Below are 17,469 nucleotides of genomic sequence, written 5' to 3'. Positions count from 1 at the left end.
TCCCCAGCCACTCGGTGCGTCATGGAGGGATCGCCTGTGCCACAGGCACCGGACGCTCTGTCTCGACACGAAGGTGACACGTGCAGGCGCTGATCATCGTCGCCAGCCTGATCGGGTTCATCGCGCTGACCCTCGGTACCGCGATCTTCGTCGCAGCCGAGTTCTCCCTCACCGCGCTTGAACGGTCAGCCGTCGAATCCGAGGTCGCCACGCGTGGCGACCGTCGTTCACGCATCGTGCAGCGCGCGCACCGGACGCTGTCGTTCCAGCTCTCGGGCGCACAGCTCGGTATCACGATCACGACGCTGATCACCGGCTACATCGCCGAGCCGGTGCTGGCACAGATCCTCGGCCCCGTGTTCCGCGCGATGGGTGTGAGCGAATCGGTCGCGTCGGTCCTCTCACTCGTTTTCGCGCTGCTCATCGCGACGTCGCTGTCGATGGTGCTCGGCGAGCTGGTCCCCAAGAACATCGCCATCGCGCGCCCGATGGCGGTGGCACGCGCCACCGCGGCCCCTCTCGCCTACTTCTCGCTGGCGTTCCGCTGGGTCATTCGAGGTCTCAACGGTGCCGCAAACTGGATCGTCCGTCGGATGGGTATCGAACCCGCCGAGGAACTACGGTCAGCGCGGTCACCATCGGAGTTCGGTTCGCTCGTACGCAACTCGGCCAAGCAGGGGTCGATCGACCCGGAGACGGCGATGCTCGTCGATCGGTCACTCAAGTTCGGTGAACTCACCGCAGAAGATCTGATGACACCGCGCGTCACGGTCGAATACCTCGACCGCGACGACACGATTCGCGACCTCGTCATGGCGACGTCGCGGACCGGACACTCACGCTTCCCGATCGTCAACGACGGCGATCTCGACGACATGATCGGGGTCGTCCACATCAAACAGGCGTTCACCGTCGCCCCGGAAGAACAACTCTCGACGTCCCTCTCGTCGATAGCACGCTCGGTGCCCACCGTCCCGACGACTCTCGACGGCGACGCGCTGATGGAGCAGATCCGCGCCGACGGCATGGAGGTCTGCGTGGTGATCGACGAGTACGGCGGCACTGCCGGAATCGTGACGACCGAGGACCTCATCGAAGAGATTCTCGGCGACGTCACCGACGAGCACGACGACGAGCGCGCCGACGTCCAGGTCGACGCCAACGGATACCTGCTGTCGGGACTGCTCCGCATCGACGAGGTCGCAGACGCCACCGGCTACCGCGCTCCCGATGGCCCGTATGACACGCTCGGCGGGCTGGTCATGAACGAACTCGGTCGCATCCCGGCAGCAGGCGACTCCGTCGACCTCCCGTTGGTGGTGTCTCTGCGCGACGACGACGAAGACGAATCCGACGAGGAGTTCGACACCACCCCGTGGAATGCGACCGTCGTCGCGATGGACGGTCGACGCGTCGACGTCGTGCGACTGACACCCACTACCTCCGACGACGCAACGAGCGACAGCCCGGGAGTTCACGGTGAGTGACGCATGGGCAATCGTTCTCACCGTGGTGTTGCTCGCGGGCAACGCATTTTTCGTCGGCGCTGAATTCTCCCTCATCTCGGCACGTCGCGACCGACTGGAAGCGCTCGCCGAGAGTGGAAAATCACGGGCCCGCACGGTGATCCGCGCGAGCGAGCATCTCTCGCTGATGCTGGCAGGCGCCCAATTGGGCATCACGATCTGTTCGATCCTGCTCGGCCGGGTCGGCGAGCCGGCCGTCGCACACATCCTCGAGCTACCACTCGAGGTCGCACACGTGCCCGATTCCCTGCTGCACCCGATCTCGTTCGCCGTGGCACTCGGACTCGTTGCGGTGCTGCACATCCTGCTCGGTGAGATGGTGCCCAAGAACATCGCGCTCGCCGGTCCGGAACGCGCAGCCATGCTGCTCGTCCCCGTTCACCTCGGCTTCATCAAGATCGTCCGCCCGCTCATCGCGTTCTACAACTGGCTGGCGAACATCACGCTTCGCGCATTGCGCGTCGAGCCGAAGGACGAGCTCGATTCGACGGTCTCGCCCGTCGAACTCGCGCAGATGCTCGGCGAGTCCCGTGAGGAAGGCCTGATCGACGCGGAGGAGCACGAGCGTCTGACCCGCGCACTACGGTCGGTCGCCCGCACGGTGTCTGAGGTGATGATCCCGCTCGATCGGATGCGCAGCGTCGACGTCGAGGTCGATCCGGTGACCGGTGGCGTCGGCCCCACCCTCGGGTCGGTCGAGCGAGCGGTCAGCGACACCGGTTTCTCCCGGTTCCCGGTGCGCGGCCTCGATGGCACCTTCACCGGTTACCTCCACCTGAAGGACGTGCTCGACGACATCCTCGACGACAACGTCGGTCAAGAGACGATCATCGGCGTCGACAAGATCCGTCCACTTCCGGTGATCGGCATCGACACCCCACTCGACGACGCGACGCGCGCCCTGCGCCGCACCAGCTCGCACCTCGGTGCGGTGGTCGACGATTCGGGACGCACCGTCGGCATCGTGGCGCTCGCCGACCTCGTGGAGGAGTTCGTCGGCACCGTCCGCGACGAGACGCATCGGGTATGACCGTGGCGCACGCGACTCCCGGCCGCCACGTCGAGCTCTCGAACCCTGTCCTCTCCCCCGACGTCTTATCCCCTGACGTCTTATCTCCCGACGTCTGGCAGGCGCGTCGCGCCGAACACGAGTCGCGCGTCGAAGATCTCGCCGGGCCCTACCTGCGGTCGAGGGCGCAGGGCGAAAAGCACCCCGTCCTCGACTTCTTGTTCACCTACTACTCGGCACGGCCCTCACACATACGCCGTTGGCATCCCGGCTACGGCGTCGTGCTGGCGGCGCCGGGTCTTACGGGCGACCGCGGCCAAGCGCGCGTCCTCGACGAACTGTCGACCCTTCGCGGCTACACCCGAACTCCCGACGGTGGCGTGACCGTCGACCCCGCATTCTTGAACGAGCGTCGCGGCGCGCTGCTCGCCACCTGTGCACTTCTCGACGCCACTGCATCCCGCCCCGCCCGCCTGGGGTGCTTCGGTCTGCACGAGTGGGCGATGGTCTACCGCACCGACGCTCCCCGACATTCCGTCCCGCTGCGGCTCGGACCGGCCGCCACCGACGCCGTCGTCGAATCGATGCCGTTGCGGTGCACACACTTCGACGCTTTCCGCTTCTTCACCGACGCGGCTCGTCCACGAAACGAGTCGCCGTTGTCGCGGCAGACGCAGATCGAGCATGAACAACCCGGCTGTCTGCACGCGACCATGGACCTGTACCGCGCCTGCATCAACCTCGCACCGCTGATGCCCGCGGAGCTGACCCTCGAGGCGTTCGAGCTCGCACTCACCGCCCGCGAGCTCGACATGCGAGCGAGCCCCTACGACCTGCGAGACCTCGGCTACGCGCCAGTCGAGATCGAGACGCCCGCGGGGCGCGCCGAGTACGTACGCGAGCAGTCGGCCATCGCCGATCGTGGCGCCGAGCTGCGTGGCACGCTGCGTTCTCACCTCGGCGTGCTGCTCGACGCCTGCTGACGACGCGATTTACCTCGCGGGTAACATGGAGCGCGTTCACGATCGCCCCTGTTGTCCCGATGAGGGCTGATGACGTGCGCGGATTCGACACCGAAGCCGCAACGCCACCGGCTTCCGGGCCACCGGAGAAGGAAGGCTCTTATGTCGGACCAGACCCCTGCCGTTGACTCCACCGCCCGCACGAATGTGGAGGGCCTTCAGGTCGCCACCGTCCTCTACGACTTCATCAACAACGAGGCGCTTCCGGGCTCGGGTGTCGACAAGGACGCCTTCTGGAAGGGCGCCGCTGCCGTCATCAACGACCTCGCACCCCGCAACCGTGAGCTGCTCGCAGTGCGTGACGACCTGCAGAGCAAGATCGACGAGTGGCACCGCGACCACAAGGGCGTCGACTTCTCCGACCCCGCGGTGTTCGGCGAGTACAAGCAGTTCCTCACCGATGTCGGCTACCTCGCCGAGGTGCCCGCCGACTTCCAGATCGGCACCACCAACGTCGACCGTGAGATCTCCGAGACGGCCGGACCTCAGCTCGTCGTGCCGATCCTCAACGCGCGATTCGCGCTGAACGCGTCCAACGCACGCTGGGGCTCGCTCTACGACGCCCTGTACGGCACCGACGTCATCAGCGACGAGGGCGGCGCCGAGAAGGGCAAGGGCTACAACAAGGTTCGCGGCGACAAGGTCATCGCGTACGCAAAGGGCTTCCTGGACAAGGCTGTTCCGCTCGAGCAGTGCAGCTACACCGACGTCACCAAGATCGCCGTGGTCGACGGTGCCGTCCAGGTGACGCTCGCCGACGGCACGACGTCGACCCTCACAGATCCCTCAGCGTTCGCCGGCTACACCGGCGACGCGGCGTCGCCCGCGTCGGTCCTGTTGCGCCACAACGGCTTGTACCTCGACATCGAGATCGACCCGTCGTCGCCGATCGGGCAGACCGACCCGGCAGGCATCAAGGACGTCGTGATGGAGTCGGCGATCACCACGATCATGGACTTCGAGGACTCGGTCGCCGCAGTCGACGCCGACGACAAGGTCCTCGGCTACCGCAACTGGCTCGGACTCAACAAGGGCGACCTATCCGAAGAGGTCAGCAAGGGCGGCAAGACGTTCACCCGCGTACTCAACCCCAACCGGACCTACACCGCGCCCGACGGTACGGGCTTCGACCTGCACGGTCGTTCGCTGCTGTTCGTGCGCAACGTCGGCCACCTGATGACCAACCCCGCTGTTCTCGACGCCGAGGGCAATGAAGTGCCCGAGGGTATCCTCGACGCTCTGGTCACCTCGCTCGCGGGCATTCACGGATTGAGCGAAGACGGTCTGCAGAACTCGCGCACGGGTTCGATCTACATCGTCAAGCCCAAGATGCACGGACCCGACGAGGCCGCATTCACCGTCGAGTTGTTCGGCCGCGTGGAGAAGGTTCTCGGCCTGCCGGAGAACACCCTCAAGGTCGGCATCATGGACGAGGAGCGCCGTACCTCGGTCAACCTCAAGGCCTCGATCAAGGCCGCAGAAGACCGTGTGGTGTTCATCAACACCGGCTTCCTCGACCGCACCGGCGACGAGATCCACACCTCCATGGAGGCGGGTGCGATGATCCGCAAGGGCGAGATGAAGAAGGCCAAGTGGATGGTCACCTACGAGGACTCCAACGTCGACATCGGTCTGCATGCCGGTCTTCAGCACAAGGCGCAGATCGGTAAGGGCATGTGGGCCATGACCGACCTGATGGCCGACATGGTCGAGCAGAAGATCGCGCAGCCCGAGGCCGGCGCGAGCACCGCGTGGGTGCCCTCACCCACCGGCGCCACACTGCACGCAATGCACTACCACCTCGTCGATGTGTTCGAGCGCCAGGACGAGATCGCCAAGCGCGACCCGGCATCGGTCGACGACATCCTGACCATTCCGTTGGCACCGAAGACCGACTGGTCCGATGCGGAGAAGAAGGAAGAGCTCGACAACAACTGCCAGTCGATCCTGGGCTACGTGGTGCGCTGGATCGACCACGGCGTCGGCTGTTCCAAGGTTCCCGACATCCACGACGTCGCGCTCATGGAAGACCGCGCAACGCTGCGCATCTCCAGCCAGCTCCTCGCCAACTGGATTCATCACGGGATCGTCACCGCCGACGACGTCGTCGCTGCCCTCGAGCGGATGGCCCCGGTGGTCGATCGGCAGAACGCGGACGATCCGACCTATTCGCCGATGGCTCCGGATTTCGACACGAATATCGCATTCCAGGCCGCCAAGGAACTTATCCTCGAGGGAGCGAAGCAGCCGAGCGGCTACACCGAGCCGATCCTGCATCGCAAGCGCCGCGAGTACAAGGCTGCCGCGGCCAAGGCGTGAACACGCGTGAGGTCCCGGACGGACGCCCTGTCTGTCCGGGACCTCGCACGCGACAACGGAGGCGGTAGTGGCGCATCATCGGGTAACCGGTGGCGGAAGCGGAATCAGGCAGCGTGGGGTCAGCCGCGGGCTGGTGTTCGTATTACTCGCTCTCGTGCTGATAGCCGCCGTGATCGTGGCATGGCAGCAACTCGGCGACCACCTCGACAAGCAGGCTGATTCTGCCGCTGCCTCGTGCATCGAGGGGCCCGCGACAGTCGATGTCGTAGCCGACCCCGACGTCGCTCCGGCACTGATCGCGATCGCTCGCGAGTTCGGTGCGAGCAAACCCGTCGTCCGCGACCACTGCATCACCGTCGCCGTACGTGCGGGCGACGCGAAGACCACCCTGGACGGACTGGCCGGAAACTGGGATGCCGCGTCGATGGGAGCGTTTCCCGCCGCGTGGATTCCGCAGTCGTCGGTATGGGCCGCAGAGTTGGCTCAGGCAAAACCGTCGGCACTCGAGGGCACACCGACATCGTTGGTGACCTCACCGGTGGTTCTCGCGACGTCAGCAGAACTGGGCAGCAAGATCGATGGCAAGATCGACTGGGGCCAGGTCCCGACGCTGCAGCAACGCGACGACAGCCTCCGCGACTTCGACATCACGGGCTGGGGTTCACTGCGCATGGCGATGCCGCTCGGCACGCAGTCCGACGCCTCCTCGCTCGCCGCACAGGCGGTGGCCATGCGCGTCATGCGCACCACCGGGCCACTGACCAACGACGACGCCGCATCCGATCGCGTCGCGTCGAGCGTCGGTGCGATGCTCGGCGGCGCGCCCCAATCACCCGACGGCAGTCCCGTCGGCGCGGCGACGGTCATGCGCGACGCCACCGACGCGAAAACCTCGCCCATTCACGCTGTTCCGATCACCGAGCAGCAGCTCTACAAACTCACCCGCGAGGATTCGACGGCCCGTCTCGCCGAGATCGTGCCGAGCGGCCCGACTCCGTTTGCCGATTTCCCGATCATCCGGCTCGCCGCTGATCAGGTCACGCCCGTGGCGAGCGCCGCGATCGCCGACTTCTTCCGCTTCGCCCAGGACCAGAAGCACCTGTCGTTACTGACGTCGCAGGGATTCCGCGGCAACGCACCACTTCCGCCCGCGACCAAGACCGTCGGATTCCCGATCACCAAGGAGCCGATGCCGCAGCCCGAGAACTCGGCCATCGTGACGATCAACAAACTCGTCTACGGACGCGACTTCGGCCCCTCCGCCTGAACCAAGGCGGTCAGTCCGCGAACGCCTCGATCGGCGGGCACGAGCAGACGAGGTTGCGGTCTCCGTAGGTGCCGTCGATACGTCGCACCGCCGGGAAGACCTTGGCCCGCGCACCCGCGGACGGCAATCCCTGGGGATAAACCGCTTCTTCGCGTGAGTACGCGTGATCCCACTCGGCGACAAGGCATTCCGCGGTGTGCGGTGCTCCGCGCAGCGGGTTGTCGTCGACCGTCCAGGTGCCGTCGCCCACCTTGTCGATCTCGGCACGAATGGCGATCATCGCGTCGCAGAAGGCGTCGATCTCGTCGAGATTCTCACTCTCGGTCGGCTCGACCATCAGGGTGCCCGCCACCGGGAAGCTCATCGTCGGCGCGTGGAACCCGTAGTCGGCCAATCGCTTTGCGACGTCGTCGACGGTCACGCCGGTTTCCTTCGTCAGCCCGCGAAGATCCAGGATGCACTCGTGCGCGACCCATCCACCGTCGCCGGTGTAGAGCACCGGGTAGTGATCACCGAGGCGTCGGGCGATGTAGTTTGCCGACGCAATCGCGGTCAGGGTGGCGCGACGCAGCCCCTCGGCGCCCATCATGGCGATGTAGGCGTAGGTGATCGGCAGGATCGACGCCGAGCCGTACGGCGCCGCCGAAATAGTTGCCGCACCCGGCAGTTCGTCGGCCAGGGGATGTCCGGGCAGGAACGGTGCCAGGTGTGAGCGCACCGCGATCGGCCCGACGCCCGGACCACCGCCACCGTGCGGAATGCAGAAGGTCTTGTGCAGATTCAGGTGACTGACATCGCCGCCGAACCGACCCGGCCGCGCAACACCCACCAGCGCGTTGAGGTTTGCGCCGTCGATGTAGACCTGACCGCCTGCATCGTGGACTGCCGCGCAGATGTCGCGGATGTCGTGCTCGAACACACCGTGGGTCGACGGGTAGGTGATCATGATCGCGGCCAGCGACTCGCCATGAGCGTCGATCTTGGCGCGCAGGTCATCAACGTCGACATCACCGTTCTCGCGGCATGCGACGACCACGACGCGCATGCCCGCCATCACCGCGGATGCCGCGTTGGTGCCGTGCGCGCTCGACGGGATCAAGCAGATGTCACGAGCGGCGTCGTCCCGGCTGAGGTGATACTGGCGAATCGCGAGCAGGCCGGCGAACTCACCCTGCGAACCTGCGTTCGGCTGAAGGCTCACGCTGTCGTAGCCGGTGATCGTCACCAGCCACTGTTCGAGGTTGGCGATCAGTTCTCGAATGCCTGCGCCGTCGCTGCCCGGCGCGAAGGGGTGCAGCCGGGTGAATTCGGGCCAGGTGATGGGTTCCATCTCGGTGGTGGCATTGAGCTTCATAGTGCATGATCCGAGTGGAATCATGCTGCGGTCGAGCGCGATGTCCTTGTCCGACAGGGCGCGAAGGTAGCGCAACATCGACGTCTCTGTGCGGTACCTGTTGAATGCCGGATGCGTCAGGAACTCGCTCGTCCGAGTCTCGATCGACTGCGCGAAGCCGCGGGGCATCACACCTGCCACCTCGAACACCTCCAGCACCCCGTCGACGTCTGCGGCCGAGGTGGTCTCGTCGCACGCGATCGACACCGTGTCGGCATCAACCCTGCGCAGATTGATTCCGGCGCGGTGGGCATCGGCGACGATCGCGTCTGCACGACCGTCCACGCGGACCTGCACCGTGTCGAAGAAGGTCGCGTGTTCGACGCTGAATCCGGCAGCGCTCAGACTGTCGGCCAGCGTCACGGCATGTGCGTGTACCCGACGTGCGATGGCGCGCAAGCCTTCTGGTCCGTGGTACGCGGCATACATCGCGGCCACGATGGCCAGCAGCACCTGCGCGGTGCAGATGTTGCTTGTCGCCTTCTCGCGGCGGATGTGCTGCTCACGCGTCTGCAGCGCCAATCGGTATGCGAGGTTGTCGTCGGCGTCCTTGGAGACACCGACGAGACGCCCGGGGAGCTGACGAGAAAGCTTGGCGCGCACCGACAAGTAGCCTGCGTGCGGTCCACCGAAGCCCATCGGAACGCCGAATCGCTGGGTGGTCCCGAAGCACACGTCGGCACCCTGCTCTCCGGGTGGCGTGATGAGGGTCAGTGCGAGGAGATCGGCCCCGACCGTGACCAGTGCACCGGCCTCGTGCGCGGCGTCGATGATCGGCGCGACGTCGAGGATTCGACCCGACGCTCCCGGCGTCTGGAGGATGACACCGAAATAGTCGCCGTCGGGCAGCCCACATCCCGGCAGCCCCGGATTCAGCGTCGCCTCGACGACCTCGATACCGAGCGGCAGTGCGCGGGTGTCGATGACAGCCCTGGTCTGCGGGAAGAGATCGGAGTCGACGACGAGCCGATTCGACTTCGACTTTCCGGCGCGCCGCATAAGTGTCATGGCTTCGGCGGCGGCGGTGGCCTCGTCGAGCATCGACGCGTTCGCCACCTCCATGGCCGTGAGGTCGGAGACCATCGTCTGGAAGTTCAGCAGTGCCTCGAGCCTGCCCTGGCTGATCTCCGGCTGGTAGGGCGTGTACGCGGTGTACCAGGCCGGATTCTCGACGACGTTGCGCAGGATCACGCCGGGCGTGATGGTGTCGTAGTAGCCGAGACCGATCATCGACCGGTTGACGGTGTTCTTCGATGCCAGCGCCGACAGACGCTCGAGCGCCTCCTGCTCGGTCAGCGGGGCGTCGAGTGCCGACAGCCCGTTGTCCGACGGATCGTCGAGGATCAGCGACGGCACGACCTGCCGAGCGAGCTCGTCGAGTGACTCGACGCCGAGGAGCGCGAGGATTCTGGCGGTCTCGTCCGCATCCGGCCCCACGTGGCGGTCGACGAAGGCAGCAGACGTGAACTCGGAGCCGCGGATCTCAGGGGTTGAGGCATCGACGGATGTCATGGGGGTGGAACCTCTCGCGCGCACCGGTCGTACCGGCGGGTCGGCCCTCCCCCTCTGTCATGCCGCGGGGCGGCGCCTGAGAGATTCAGTCATCGTGTCAGCGATGACACGAGACCTTTCACCGTGGGCGGGTAACGGCTTGGCCGTCACCACTTTCCAGAGACGCCGTCGACAGTACGGTCCGGGTGCCTGAGAGTTTGACGAGGAGGTGTTGCTCCTTCGGCGGCCATTCGAGATGACGCTCTCCCGTACTGCAGCGACGCGTTCCTCAGTCTACCCGTACGCTCATCCGGTTCGGCGAGTGCGGTTCTTGCGACGCGCTGCGAGTTCGTCTTCGGGGGCCGACTCGGTGACCCCACCGTCGGCTCGCTCGCCGGGGAAATCGGCGATGGCGCCGGTCAGCTCTCGCATGGCACCGTTCACCGCGATGCCGAACACACCCTGTCCGCCCTGCAGCAGGTCGACGACCTCTTCGGCAGACGTGCACTCATAGACGGTGGTGCCGTCGGAGAACAGGGTGATTCCGGCGAGATCCTCGACGCCACGCTGGCGCAGGTGATCGACGGCGACGCGGATGTTCTGCAGCGAGATACCCGTGTCGAGCAGACGCTTGACGATCTTGAGGACGAGGATGTCCTTGAAGGAGTACAAACGCTGACTGCCCGAGCCCGCCGCACCGCGGATGGAGGGCACGACAAGCGATGTGCGTGCCCAGTAATCGAGTTGTCGGTAGGTGATTCCGGCGATCTGGCACGCGCTCGGCACCCGGTAGCCGACGAGTTCGTCGGGAACGGTGTCGTTGGGGAAGAGTCCCGGCGCAATGTCGTCGAGACTGCCCTGGGTAGCCCTGCGACGCGGGGTCGGGTTGTCCGACGGGTGCTCGGCTTCCACGCCGACGCTGCCGTCGGTCGCCGTCTCGCTGTCTGACGGCTGACCATCTTCACCGTCGAACGGCATATCGCCCACTGCAGACTCCCTCGCCACGCTCGGATCGGACCGGTGCGGACCTGCAACCACGATACGCCGCCGAACCCGATCTGCTCTCCACCATCGGGTGTGTCCCCGACGATCACGTGCGTGACCGTATGTCGCGGCGATGCGCCGAATCAATGCGACGCGCCCTAAGACTCAACCTCAACTTGAGATCGAGACAAACGGTGATCTTCAGGATACGGAACCGTGACGTGTCGCTGCAGCGCTATACAGAAAGGTACGAAACCGTCCGCCGAGTCAGGCTCCGCCGCTGGCCTTGAAGTCGTCGGGCGAAACGTTGTCGAGAAATTCGCGGAACTTCTCCACCTCGTCCTCTTTCGCCTCGGGACCGTCTTCGAATTCTTCGTCGGGAATCAACAGGCCCGCCTCGGCGAGGACTTCCTCATCGGCGATGATCGGCACCTCGGCGCGCATCGCGACCGCGATCGAATCCGACGGTCTCGCCGACACCCGCACATCGCCGGAGAAGACCATCTCGGCGTAGAACGTGCCCTCCTGCATGTCGACGATGCGCACCTCGACGAGTGTCTGCCCGAACTCTTCGATGAGGTTCACGATGAGGTCATGGGTGAGCGGCCGGGGCGGCTCGATCCCTTTTTGGCGCAACGCGATCGACGCCGCCTCGCTCTGCCCGATCCAGATGGGCAGGTAGCGCTCGCCGTCTACTTCACGCAGAAGCAGAACCGGCTGACTCTGCGGCGGCTCGACTCGAATGCCCACCACACGCATCTCGCTCATCTCGCACCTCCCGAGCCGTCAATGATTGCCATCGACGCTACACCGACTGGACCCGCAGCGGCGTCGTGGCGAGATACACAGCACCGGCGCGCCGTGTCGCAATCGTCGAGAAGGACGTCAATCGAGCACGCCGCGCACGGCCTGCTTGACCAGTTGCGTGTGCAGGGTCACCGAGAGTGCGGCGATTTCGCGGATGAGTTCCTCGGCACGGTCACGGGCACCGGTGCCCTTGCCCTTCGCGATCGGGTTGGCGATCTGAGCGACGAGTCCTGCCTCACGATCCGCGGACACCTTGAACGCGCGCAGATGTCTGGTCTCCACGCCGTAGTTGGCGAGGGCCGCTGCGGCTTCGACGAGCCGTACCGCGTCCTCGTCGAAGAATCCTGCAGGTCCGGATGTCAGTAGACCGTTGCGCTGGAGTTCGGTCACGAACGCCGAATCGACTCCGGTTCGCTCGATGAGAGTCTCGCGGGAGACGCGACCACCACGCGCCGAGAAGTCGGTGGCCGGTGCGACGACGCTGCGCGCCGTCGACAGTGCAGGTGTGCCACCTGCGCCGAATCCCCCGTCGCCGTGGTCGATGGCGTCGAGTTGCTCTTTGATGACCTTGAGCGGCAGGTAGCGATCGCGCTGTGCCGTGAGCACGAAACGCAGGCGCTCACAGTCGGACTGACTGAATCGCCGGTAGCCCGACGGCGCGCGTTCGGGCGTGACAAGCCCTTCGGCTTCGAGGAAACGAATCTTTGAGATCGTCACATCGGGAAAGTCCTCGCGCAGCAGCGCGAGGACCGACCCGATGGACATCGATCCCCCGCCGCGCGCGTCCGCAGTCGAGGCCGGCACGGTGTCAGGCGCCGGAACCGTCGCGCGGACCACTCAGGAAGACCAACCGGAACTTTCCGATCTGGACCTCGTCACCATTGCTGAGAGCCGCGCTGTCGACGGGCTCGCGATTGACGTAGGTGCCGTTGAGGCTGCCGACGTCGACAACCTGGAACTCGTTGTCTCCCAACCGGAATTCGGCATGTCGACGGCTCACCGTGACGTCGTCGAGGAAGATGTCGCTGTCGGGGTGCCGCCCCGCCGATGTGGTCGGCTGGTCGAGCAGGAAGCGAGAACCGGCGTTCGGGCCACGCTTCACGACGAGCAATGCGGTACCGGGCGACAACCGCTCGACACCCGTGTCGGCCGGCTCGCTCGAGGTCGCCGCGCCCGCGTCGAGTTCATTGATGAACTCTTCGCGAAACACCGATGTGGTTTCCACCGGCGCCTCGTAGCCGTTGTCGTTATCGCTCACCGCTTCTCCTTCGTCCTCATCCGTTCGTCACCTTGAGTGCACTCACCGTCGGCGTCCGCGCTCACGCGCTGCGAGGTCTCGCACCAGGCCACCCGACGCCGCAGATGCGACGTCGATTTCCGTTGGCTAAACCGTACCGCCTGTGCCGAACGCAACCACGTGCGACTCGGCCACGACAACGACGATCATACTTTCCCATACCCCGGGAATGGTCAGCCTTCGATCACGGCCCGGTAGCCATCTGCATCGAGCATGTCGGCCAGTTGCGCGTCGAGGACCGATGCGTCGTCGAGGCTGATCTCGACGAGCCAACCGGAGTCGTAGGGCTCCGAGTTGACCAGGTCGGGCGACGAGTCGAGTTCGTCGTTGACCTTCGAGATCGTCCCGTTGAGCGGCCCGAAGATATCCGAGACGCTCTTGGTCGATTCGACCTCGGCAAACGACTCGCCCACCTCGACCTCACTGTCGATCTCCGGGAGCTGCACGAACACGACGTCGCCGAGCTGCCCCTGCGCGTAGTCGGTGATCCCCACTCGGACCGTGGTCGGATCGACCTTGCGCACCCACTCGTGTTCGGGGGTGTAGCTCAGTTCAGCCGGCACATTGGTATCGGTCACGTCGACCCCTTTCTAGTCCACCGAGACTTTAGGCCATGTCCCTGCCGGTCGGCACGCCAGCACGCGGCATCTTCGTTACCACTGCAATCGTCTGCGCCCAGTACAGCAGGAATGACCACACGTACAGCGCTACGCCCCAGATCAGGAACGCCCAACCGATCGGATAACAGATCGTGCCGATCACCGAATCCAATTGTCCCGCAAGCAACCACGGGAACGCACTCATCAACGCGAATGTCGCTGCCTTGCCGATGTAGAGCACCGGTAAAGCCAGCAGTCCCCGACTGCGCAGCAGCGGACCGGACGCGAACAGCAGCACGTCACGCGCCACGATGATGCCGATGATCCACCACGGGATGATCCCCCTGATCGCAAAGGCGACCGGAATGATCACGATGTAGAGCCGGTCGGCCAGCGGATCGAGCAGTTCACCGAGACGCGACGACTGATTGAGCAGGCGAGCCAGCTTGCCGTCGGCCCAGTCGGTGAAGCCCGACAACATGAGTACCCAGAACGCCCAGGCATCGGCCTTGACGTCGAGCAACAGCCACAGGAACACCGGGATGAGCGCCAGACGCAGCACGCTCAGCACGTTCGGAACCGTGACGATCCGCGACATCGAGCTCACGGACTCGGGGTGGTCGTCCACGTCAGCGGAAGATGCCGATGACGCCCTGCAGGGTCTTGGCCCCGCCCGACGCGAACAGGTTGTCGTGGACCATGTAGGTCCACGTCGTCGTCGATCGGTGGAGGTCGGCGGAACCGAGGTCGACGCCGTCAGCGGTGATCGCAACGTCACGGAACGTTGTACGCGCATTCTCGACGGCCTCGTTCGGCAGTTCGCCGAACTCGGCGAGGATCAGCCGATGGAACTCGTCGAGCGGGCTCTCCTTGCCGATCGCCCGCAGGTGGATGCTTGCGCGCACATCCGAGACGAAGGCGAGGTGATCGGCCCAGGCGCGGTCGAGGTGGTAGAGCATGATCTCGCGGGCCGCCTGGACGAGAACATCGCGGTCGACCGGCTCGACGGGTGTCGCGGGGGTGGATTCAGCCTCGTCGGTCGTGTCGGCCACCGCGTCGTCCGGGTCCTTGTCAGCCGCCGACTCTTTCGCCGCCGCCTTGTCGGGCTTGTCTGCCTTGTCTGCCGTGTCTTCGCGGTCTGCCGACGGGCTCGCGGTCCCGGTCAGTTCGGCGTAGCGCTCCGGCTCGAGTTCGGCGAGCTCCTCGAGGGCGGTGTCCGTCGTGAGCAGCTTCATCCGACGTGCGACGACGATCTCACGCTGCTGATTGACCAGCTTGTTGTAGCGCCAGGTGTTGGCGTGGAGTTCGAGCATCACGCCCTCGGCGACACGCTGAGCCTGCTCGATCAGGTCGATACCCTTCTGTCCCATCGATCCGTCGGGTTCCGACGAGACCGGGTCCCGCTTGAACGCCAGGTTCTTGGTGACGACCGGATCCTCGAGACTGCTGAAGAACACCGCAGAACCCGGGTCTCCCTGACGGCCTGCACGGCCGCGGAGCTGATTGTCGAGCCGTTCGGTGTCGTGACGGCCGGTTCCCACCACACACAGGCCGCCGAGTTCGACGACCTCCTCACGTGCCGCCGGATCGTCGTCGGAACCGCCGAGCCTGATGTCGGTGCCTCGGCCTGCCATCTGGGTCGACACGGTGACCGCGCCCTTCACACCCGCCTCCGCGATGATCTTCGCCTCCTCGACGTCGTTCTTCGCGTTGAGGACGACGCTCGGGACACCTGCTTTCTCGAGGAAGTAGGCCAGCTCCTCCGATTCGGCGACGTCGTGGGTTCCGATCAGCACCGGTTGCCCGGTCTCGTGGATCTCCTTGACGTAGTTGACCACCGCTTCGACCTTGTTGGCCTTCGTGTCGTACACACGATCGGGAAGGTCGGTACGGATGTTGGCGGTGTTCGGCGGGATCTGCGAGACGCGCAATTCGTAGAACTGGCGCAACTGCTCGCCTGCGGCGAGCGCTGTACCGGTCATGCCGCACACTCGCGGGTAGCGGCCGATGAGCGCCTGCACGGTGAGCGTGTCGATGACCTCGCCCGAATCCGTCTGTGCGAGTCCTTCTTTGATCTCGACCGCGGCCTGCACGCCGTCGGGCCACCGCTGCAACTGCGCGACGCGACCACGCGAGGCGTTGATGAGATGGACACCGCCGTCGCGAACGATGTAGTGGACGTCGCGCTCGAGCAGGTAGTGCGCGTGCATCGCGATGTTCACGTGGACGAGCGTGGTGCCGACGTGTTCTTCGTCGTAGAGGTTGATGCTGCCGAGTTCCTCTTCGACGAAGGCAGCACCCTCGTCGGTGAGAGTCACGTTCCGGCCTTCGGCGTCGATGTCGTAGTGCTTGTTCTTCAACCGCCCGACGACCTCGTGGATCGCCTGATCGGGAACCTCGGCCTCGGTCGAGCCTGCGAGCACCAGCGGAATGAGCGCCTCGTCGACCAGCACGGAGTCGGCCTCGTCGATGATTGCGACGTCGGGCGTCGGCGAGACCAGATCATCCTCTGACTGTGCGAGCTGGTCGCGCAGCACGTCGAACCCGATCTCGTTGACCGATCCGTAGGTGATGTCGCCCGCGTAGGCCCGCTTGCGTTCTTCGCGAGTCGAGTTCTCCGACACCGCGCCTGCGACGATTCCGAACGAATCGAACAGCGGTTTCATCCACTCCGCGTCACGAGTGGCCAGGTAGTCGTTGACCGAGATGACGTGCACCTGATGGCCGTCGAGGACATAGCCGACGGCAGCGATCGCGCCGGCGAGGGTCTTGCCCTCACCCGTACCCATCTCGATGACGTCGCCCTCGAGCAGACGTAGCGCGCCCTGGAGCTGGACGTCGAACGGCCTCAGGCCCAGTGTGCGATCGGCAGCCTCCCGAGCCAACGCGAGAAACTTGGCTCGGTCCTTCTCGTGGGCACTGATCTCGAGTTTCTCGGCCTCTTCACGGAAGTGCTCGGTGTCCAAGCCCGCGGCCCAGTCGGTGTAGTTGTCAGCCTCTTTGATCAACCCGACCGACTTGGACTGGTTACGTGAGGACTGGGCTCCCAGCAACCGCCACATGCTGTTCGTCAGCTTTCCCACCGAACGATTCTCCTACCTCGTCGTTTCATCCGAACTCCGACGTCACGGCCCGGATCGACAACCACGGTACGCGGCCACGCGGCCGCGAATTACGACGCATCCAACAGACGCTTTCGACTACCGTGAATCACGTGAGCATCCGACGCCGGGGTTCGACGTGTCAGTACCGACCAGCACCGTCTCGTTCACCGGTGGGACTGCCCGTCGCGTCGTTGGGCGCTGCATGTGTCCTCATCCTCGCCGCCTGTGGTGGGAGCACGGACTCGGCATCACGAGAGGTCGACCCTGGCGTGCTGGTGGGCAAGAACTACTCGTCGACGTCGGTGACCGGTGCACCGATTCCCGGCGACGGGCCGATGCAGGTCTCGTTCCCCGAAACCGGGCGAATTTCGGCAACGGCCGGCTGCAATCGCCACAATGGTGCGCTGACCTTCGTCGACAACACGTTCCGAACCGACAAGCTTGCCACCACGATGATGGCGTGTCCCCCGCCGCGTGACGGCGCAGACAAGTGGCTGACCGACTTCCTCTCCGATTCGGTCACCTGGGATCTGCAGGGTAATACGTTGACCCTCACCCACGGCGACACGAAAGTCGTTCTGAACGAGGGTTATCCACAGACCTGACGTATTCGCGCAGATCTGACCCTCCCCACAGACCTGACCGGCGACG

Annotated in this window: 14 protein-coding genes and 1 riboswitch; of the genes, 6 read left to right on the top strand and 8 right to left on the bottom strand. The window is 65.2% G+C overall.

Annotated elements, in window-relative coordinates; all coding sequences use genetic code 11:
• The first annotated feature begins 80 nt into the window (after positions 1-80).
• The 5 genes from B3T59_RS24400 (at position 81) to B3T59_RS24380 (ending at position 7,143) form a co-directional block, all read left to right on the top strand.
• Entirely contained in the window at positions 81-1,487 is a 1,407-nt protein-coding gene (locus B3T59_RS24400) for a hemolysin family protein (RefSeq protein WP_251723503.1), read from the top strand.
• Positions 1,480-2,556 carry a hemolysin family protein gene (locus B3T59_RS24395; RefSeq protein WP_251723501.1) on the top strand — a complete coding sequence of 359 codons (1,077 nt, stop codon included), beginning with the start codon at positions 1,480-1,482 and terminating at the stop codon, positions 2,554-2,556. Before B3T59_RS24400 ends, B3T59_RS24395 begins: the two co-directional genes overlap by 8 nt.
• Positions 2,553-3,518 (top strand): 3-methyladenine DNA glycosylase, encoded by a 966-nt coding sequence (locus B3T59_RS24390; RefSeq protein WP_251723500.1) that lies wholly within the window; start codon positions 2,553-2,555, stop codon positions 3,516-3,518. The genes B3T59_RS24395 and B3T59_RS24390 overlap by 4 nt, the downstream gene beginning before the upstream one ends.
• A 141-nt stretch (positions 3,519-3,659) precedes the next feature.
• Positions 3,660-5,876 (top strand): malate synthase G, encoded by a 2,217-nt coding sequence (locus tag B3T59_RS24385; RefSeq protein ID WP_287005349.1) that lies wholly within the window; start codon positions 3,660-3,662, stop codon positions 5,874-5,876.
• Positions 5,877-5,943: 67 nt separating this feature from the next.
• The gene (locus B3T59_RS24380) at positions 5,944-7,143 is read left to right on the top strand and encodes a substrate-binding domain-containing protein (protein ID WP_287005348.1); all 1,200 of its coding nucleotides are present in this window, start codon (positions 5,944-5,946) and stop codon (positions 7,141-7,143) included.
• Positions 7,144-7,153: 10 nt separating this feature from the next.
• Here B3T59_RS24380 and gcvP read toward each other — a convergent pair whose 3' ends face one another.
• The 8 genes from gcvP to secA2 form a co-directional block, all read right to left on the bottom strand.
• The gene (gcvP, locus tag B3T59_RS24375) at positions 7,154-10,048 is read right to left on the bottom strand and encodes an aminomethyl-transferring glycine dehydrogenase (RefSeq protein WP_287005347.1); all 2,895 of its coding nucleotides are present in this window, start codon (positions 10,046-10,048) and stop codon (positions 7,154-7,156) included.
• Between the two features lie 167 nt (positions 10,049-10,215).
• Positions 10,216-10,307, bottom strand: a riboswitch (glycine riboswitch).
• Between the two features lie 26 nt (positions 10,308-10,333).
• A complete protein-coding gene (locus tag B3T59_RS24370; RefSeq protein WP_287005346.1) occupies positions 10,334-11,014 on the bottom strand; it encodes a MerR family transcriptional regulator in 681 nt (226 codons plus the stop codon).
• Positions 11,015-11,278: 264 nt separating this feature from the next.
• The gene (locus tag B3T59_RS24365; protein WP_287005345.1) at positions 11,279-11,779 is read right to left on the bottom strand and encodes a bifunctional nuclease family protein; all 501 of its coding nucleotides are present in this window, start codon (positions 11,777-11,779) and stop codon (positions 11,279-11,281) included.
• A 117-nt stretch (positions 11,780-11,896) separates the two neighbouring features.
• A complete protein-coding gene (locus tag B3T59_RS24360) occupies positions 11,897-12,583 on the bottom strand; it encodes a MerR family transcriptional regulator (protein WP_064865221.1) in 687 nt (228 codons plus the stop codon).
• Between the two features lie 43 nt (positions 12,584-12,626).
• Entirely contained in the window at positions 12,627-13,076 is a 450-nt protein-coding gene (gene garA / locus B3T59_RS24355; protein ID WP_005206869.1) for a glycogen accumulation regulator GarA, read from the bottom strand.
• 212 nt (positions 13,077-13,288) lie between these two features.
• The gene (gene gcvH, locus B3T59_RS24350; RefSeq protein ID WP_251723492.1) at positions 13,289-13,693 is read right to left on the bottom strand and encodes a glycine cleavage system protein GcvH; all 405 of its coding nucleotides are present in this window, start codon (positions 13,691-13,693) and stop codon (positions 13,289-13,291) included.
• Between the two features lie 28 nt (positions 13,694-13,721).
• The gene (locus B3T59_RS24345; protein ID WP_251723517.1) at positions 13,722-14,312 is read right to left on the bottom strand and encodes a CDP-alcohol phosphatidyltransferase family protein; all 591 of its coding nucleotides are present in this window, start codon (positions 14,310-14,312) and stop codon (positions 13,722-13,724) included.
• A 31-nt stretch (positions 14,313-14,343) separates the two neighbouring features.
• Positions 14,344-16,797: an accessory Sec system translocase SecA2 gene (gene secA2 / locus B3T59_RS24340; RefSeq protein ID WP_287005344.1), complete on the bottom strand. Its 2,454-nt coding sequence runs from the start codon at positions 16,795-16,797 to the stop codon at positions 14,344-14,346.
• A 131-nt stretch (positions 16,798-16,928) separates the two neighbouring features.
• Between secA2 and B3T59_RS24335 the strand changes: the two genes are divergently transcribed.
• Positions 16,929-17,423, top strand: coding sequence for an META domain-containing protein (locus tag B3T59_RS24335; RefSeq protein WP_287005343.1), 495 nt, complete (start codon positions 16,929-16,931; stop codon positions 17,421-17,423).
• Positions 17,424-17,469: the final 46 nt, after the last annotated feature.

It is taken from the genome of Gordonia sp. UBA7860, assembly GCF_002500165.1.
GTDB classification, from domain to species: Bacteria; Actinomycetota; Actinomycetes; order Mycobacteriales; family Mycobacteriaceae; genus Gordonia; species Gordonia sputi.
Note: the sequence above shows the minus strand (reverse complement) of the source record. Positions and strands in the feature narration are given on the sequence as shown.

Bases quoted from the DNA above. Each gene is read 5' to 3' on its own strand.
- B3T59_RS24345 (WP_251723517.1), bottom strand. From the start codon at position 14,312: ATGTCGCGGATCGTCACGGTTCCGAACGTGCTGAGCGTGCTGCGTCTG.
- gcvP (WP_287005347.1), bottom strand. From the start codon at position 10,048: ATGACATCCGTCGATGCCTCAACCCCTGAGATCCGCGGCTCCGAGTTC.
- B3T59_RS24390 (WP_251723500.1), top strand. From the start codon at position 2,553: ATGACCGTGGCGCACGCGACTCCCGGCCGCCACGTCGAGCTCTCGAAC.
- B3T59_RS24360 (WP_064865221.1), bottom strand. From the start codon at position 12,583: ATGTCCATCGGGTCGGTCCTCGCGCTGCTGCGCGAGGACTTTCCCGAT.
- B3T59_RS24365 (WP_287005345.1), bottom strand. From the start codon at position 11,779: ATGAGCGAGATGCGTGTGGTGGGCATTCGAGTCGAGCCGCCGCAGAGT.
- B3T59_RS24385 (WP_287005349.1), top strand. From the start codon at position 3,660: ATGTCGGACCAGACCCCTGCCGTTGACTCCACCGCCCGCACGAATGTG.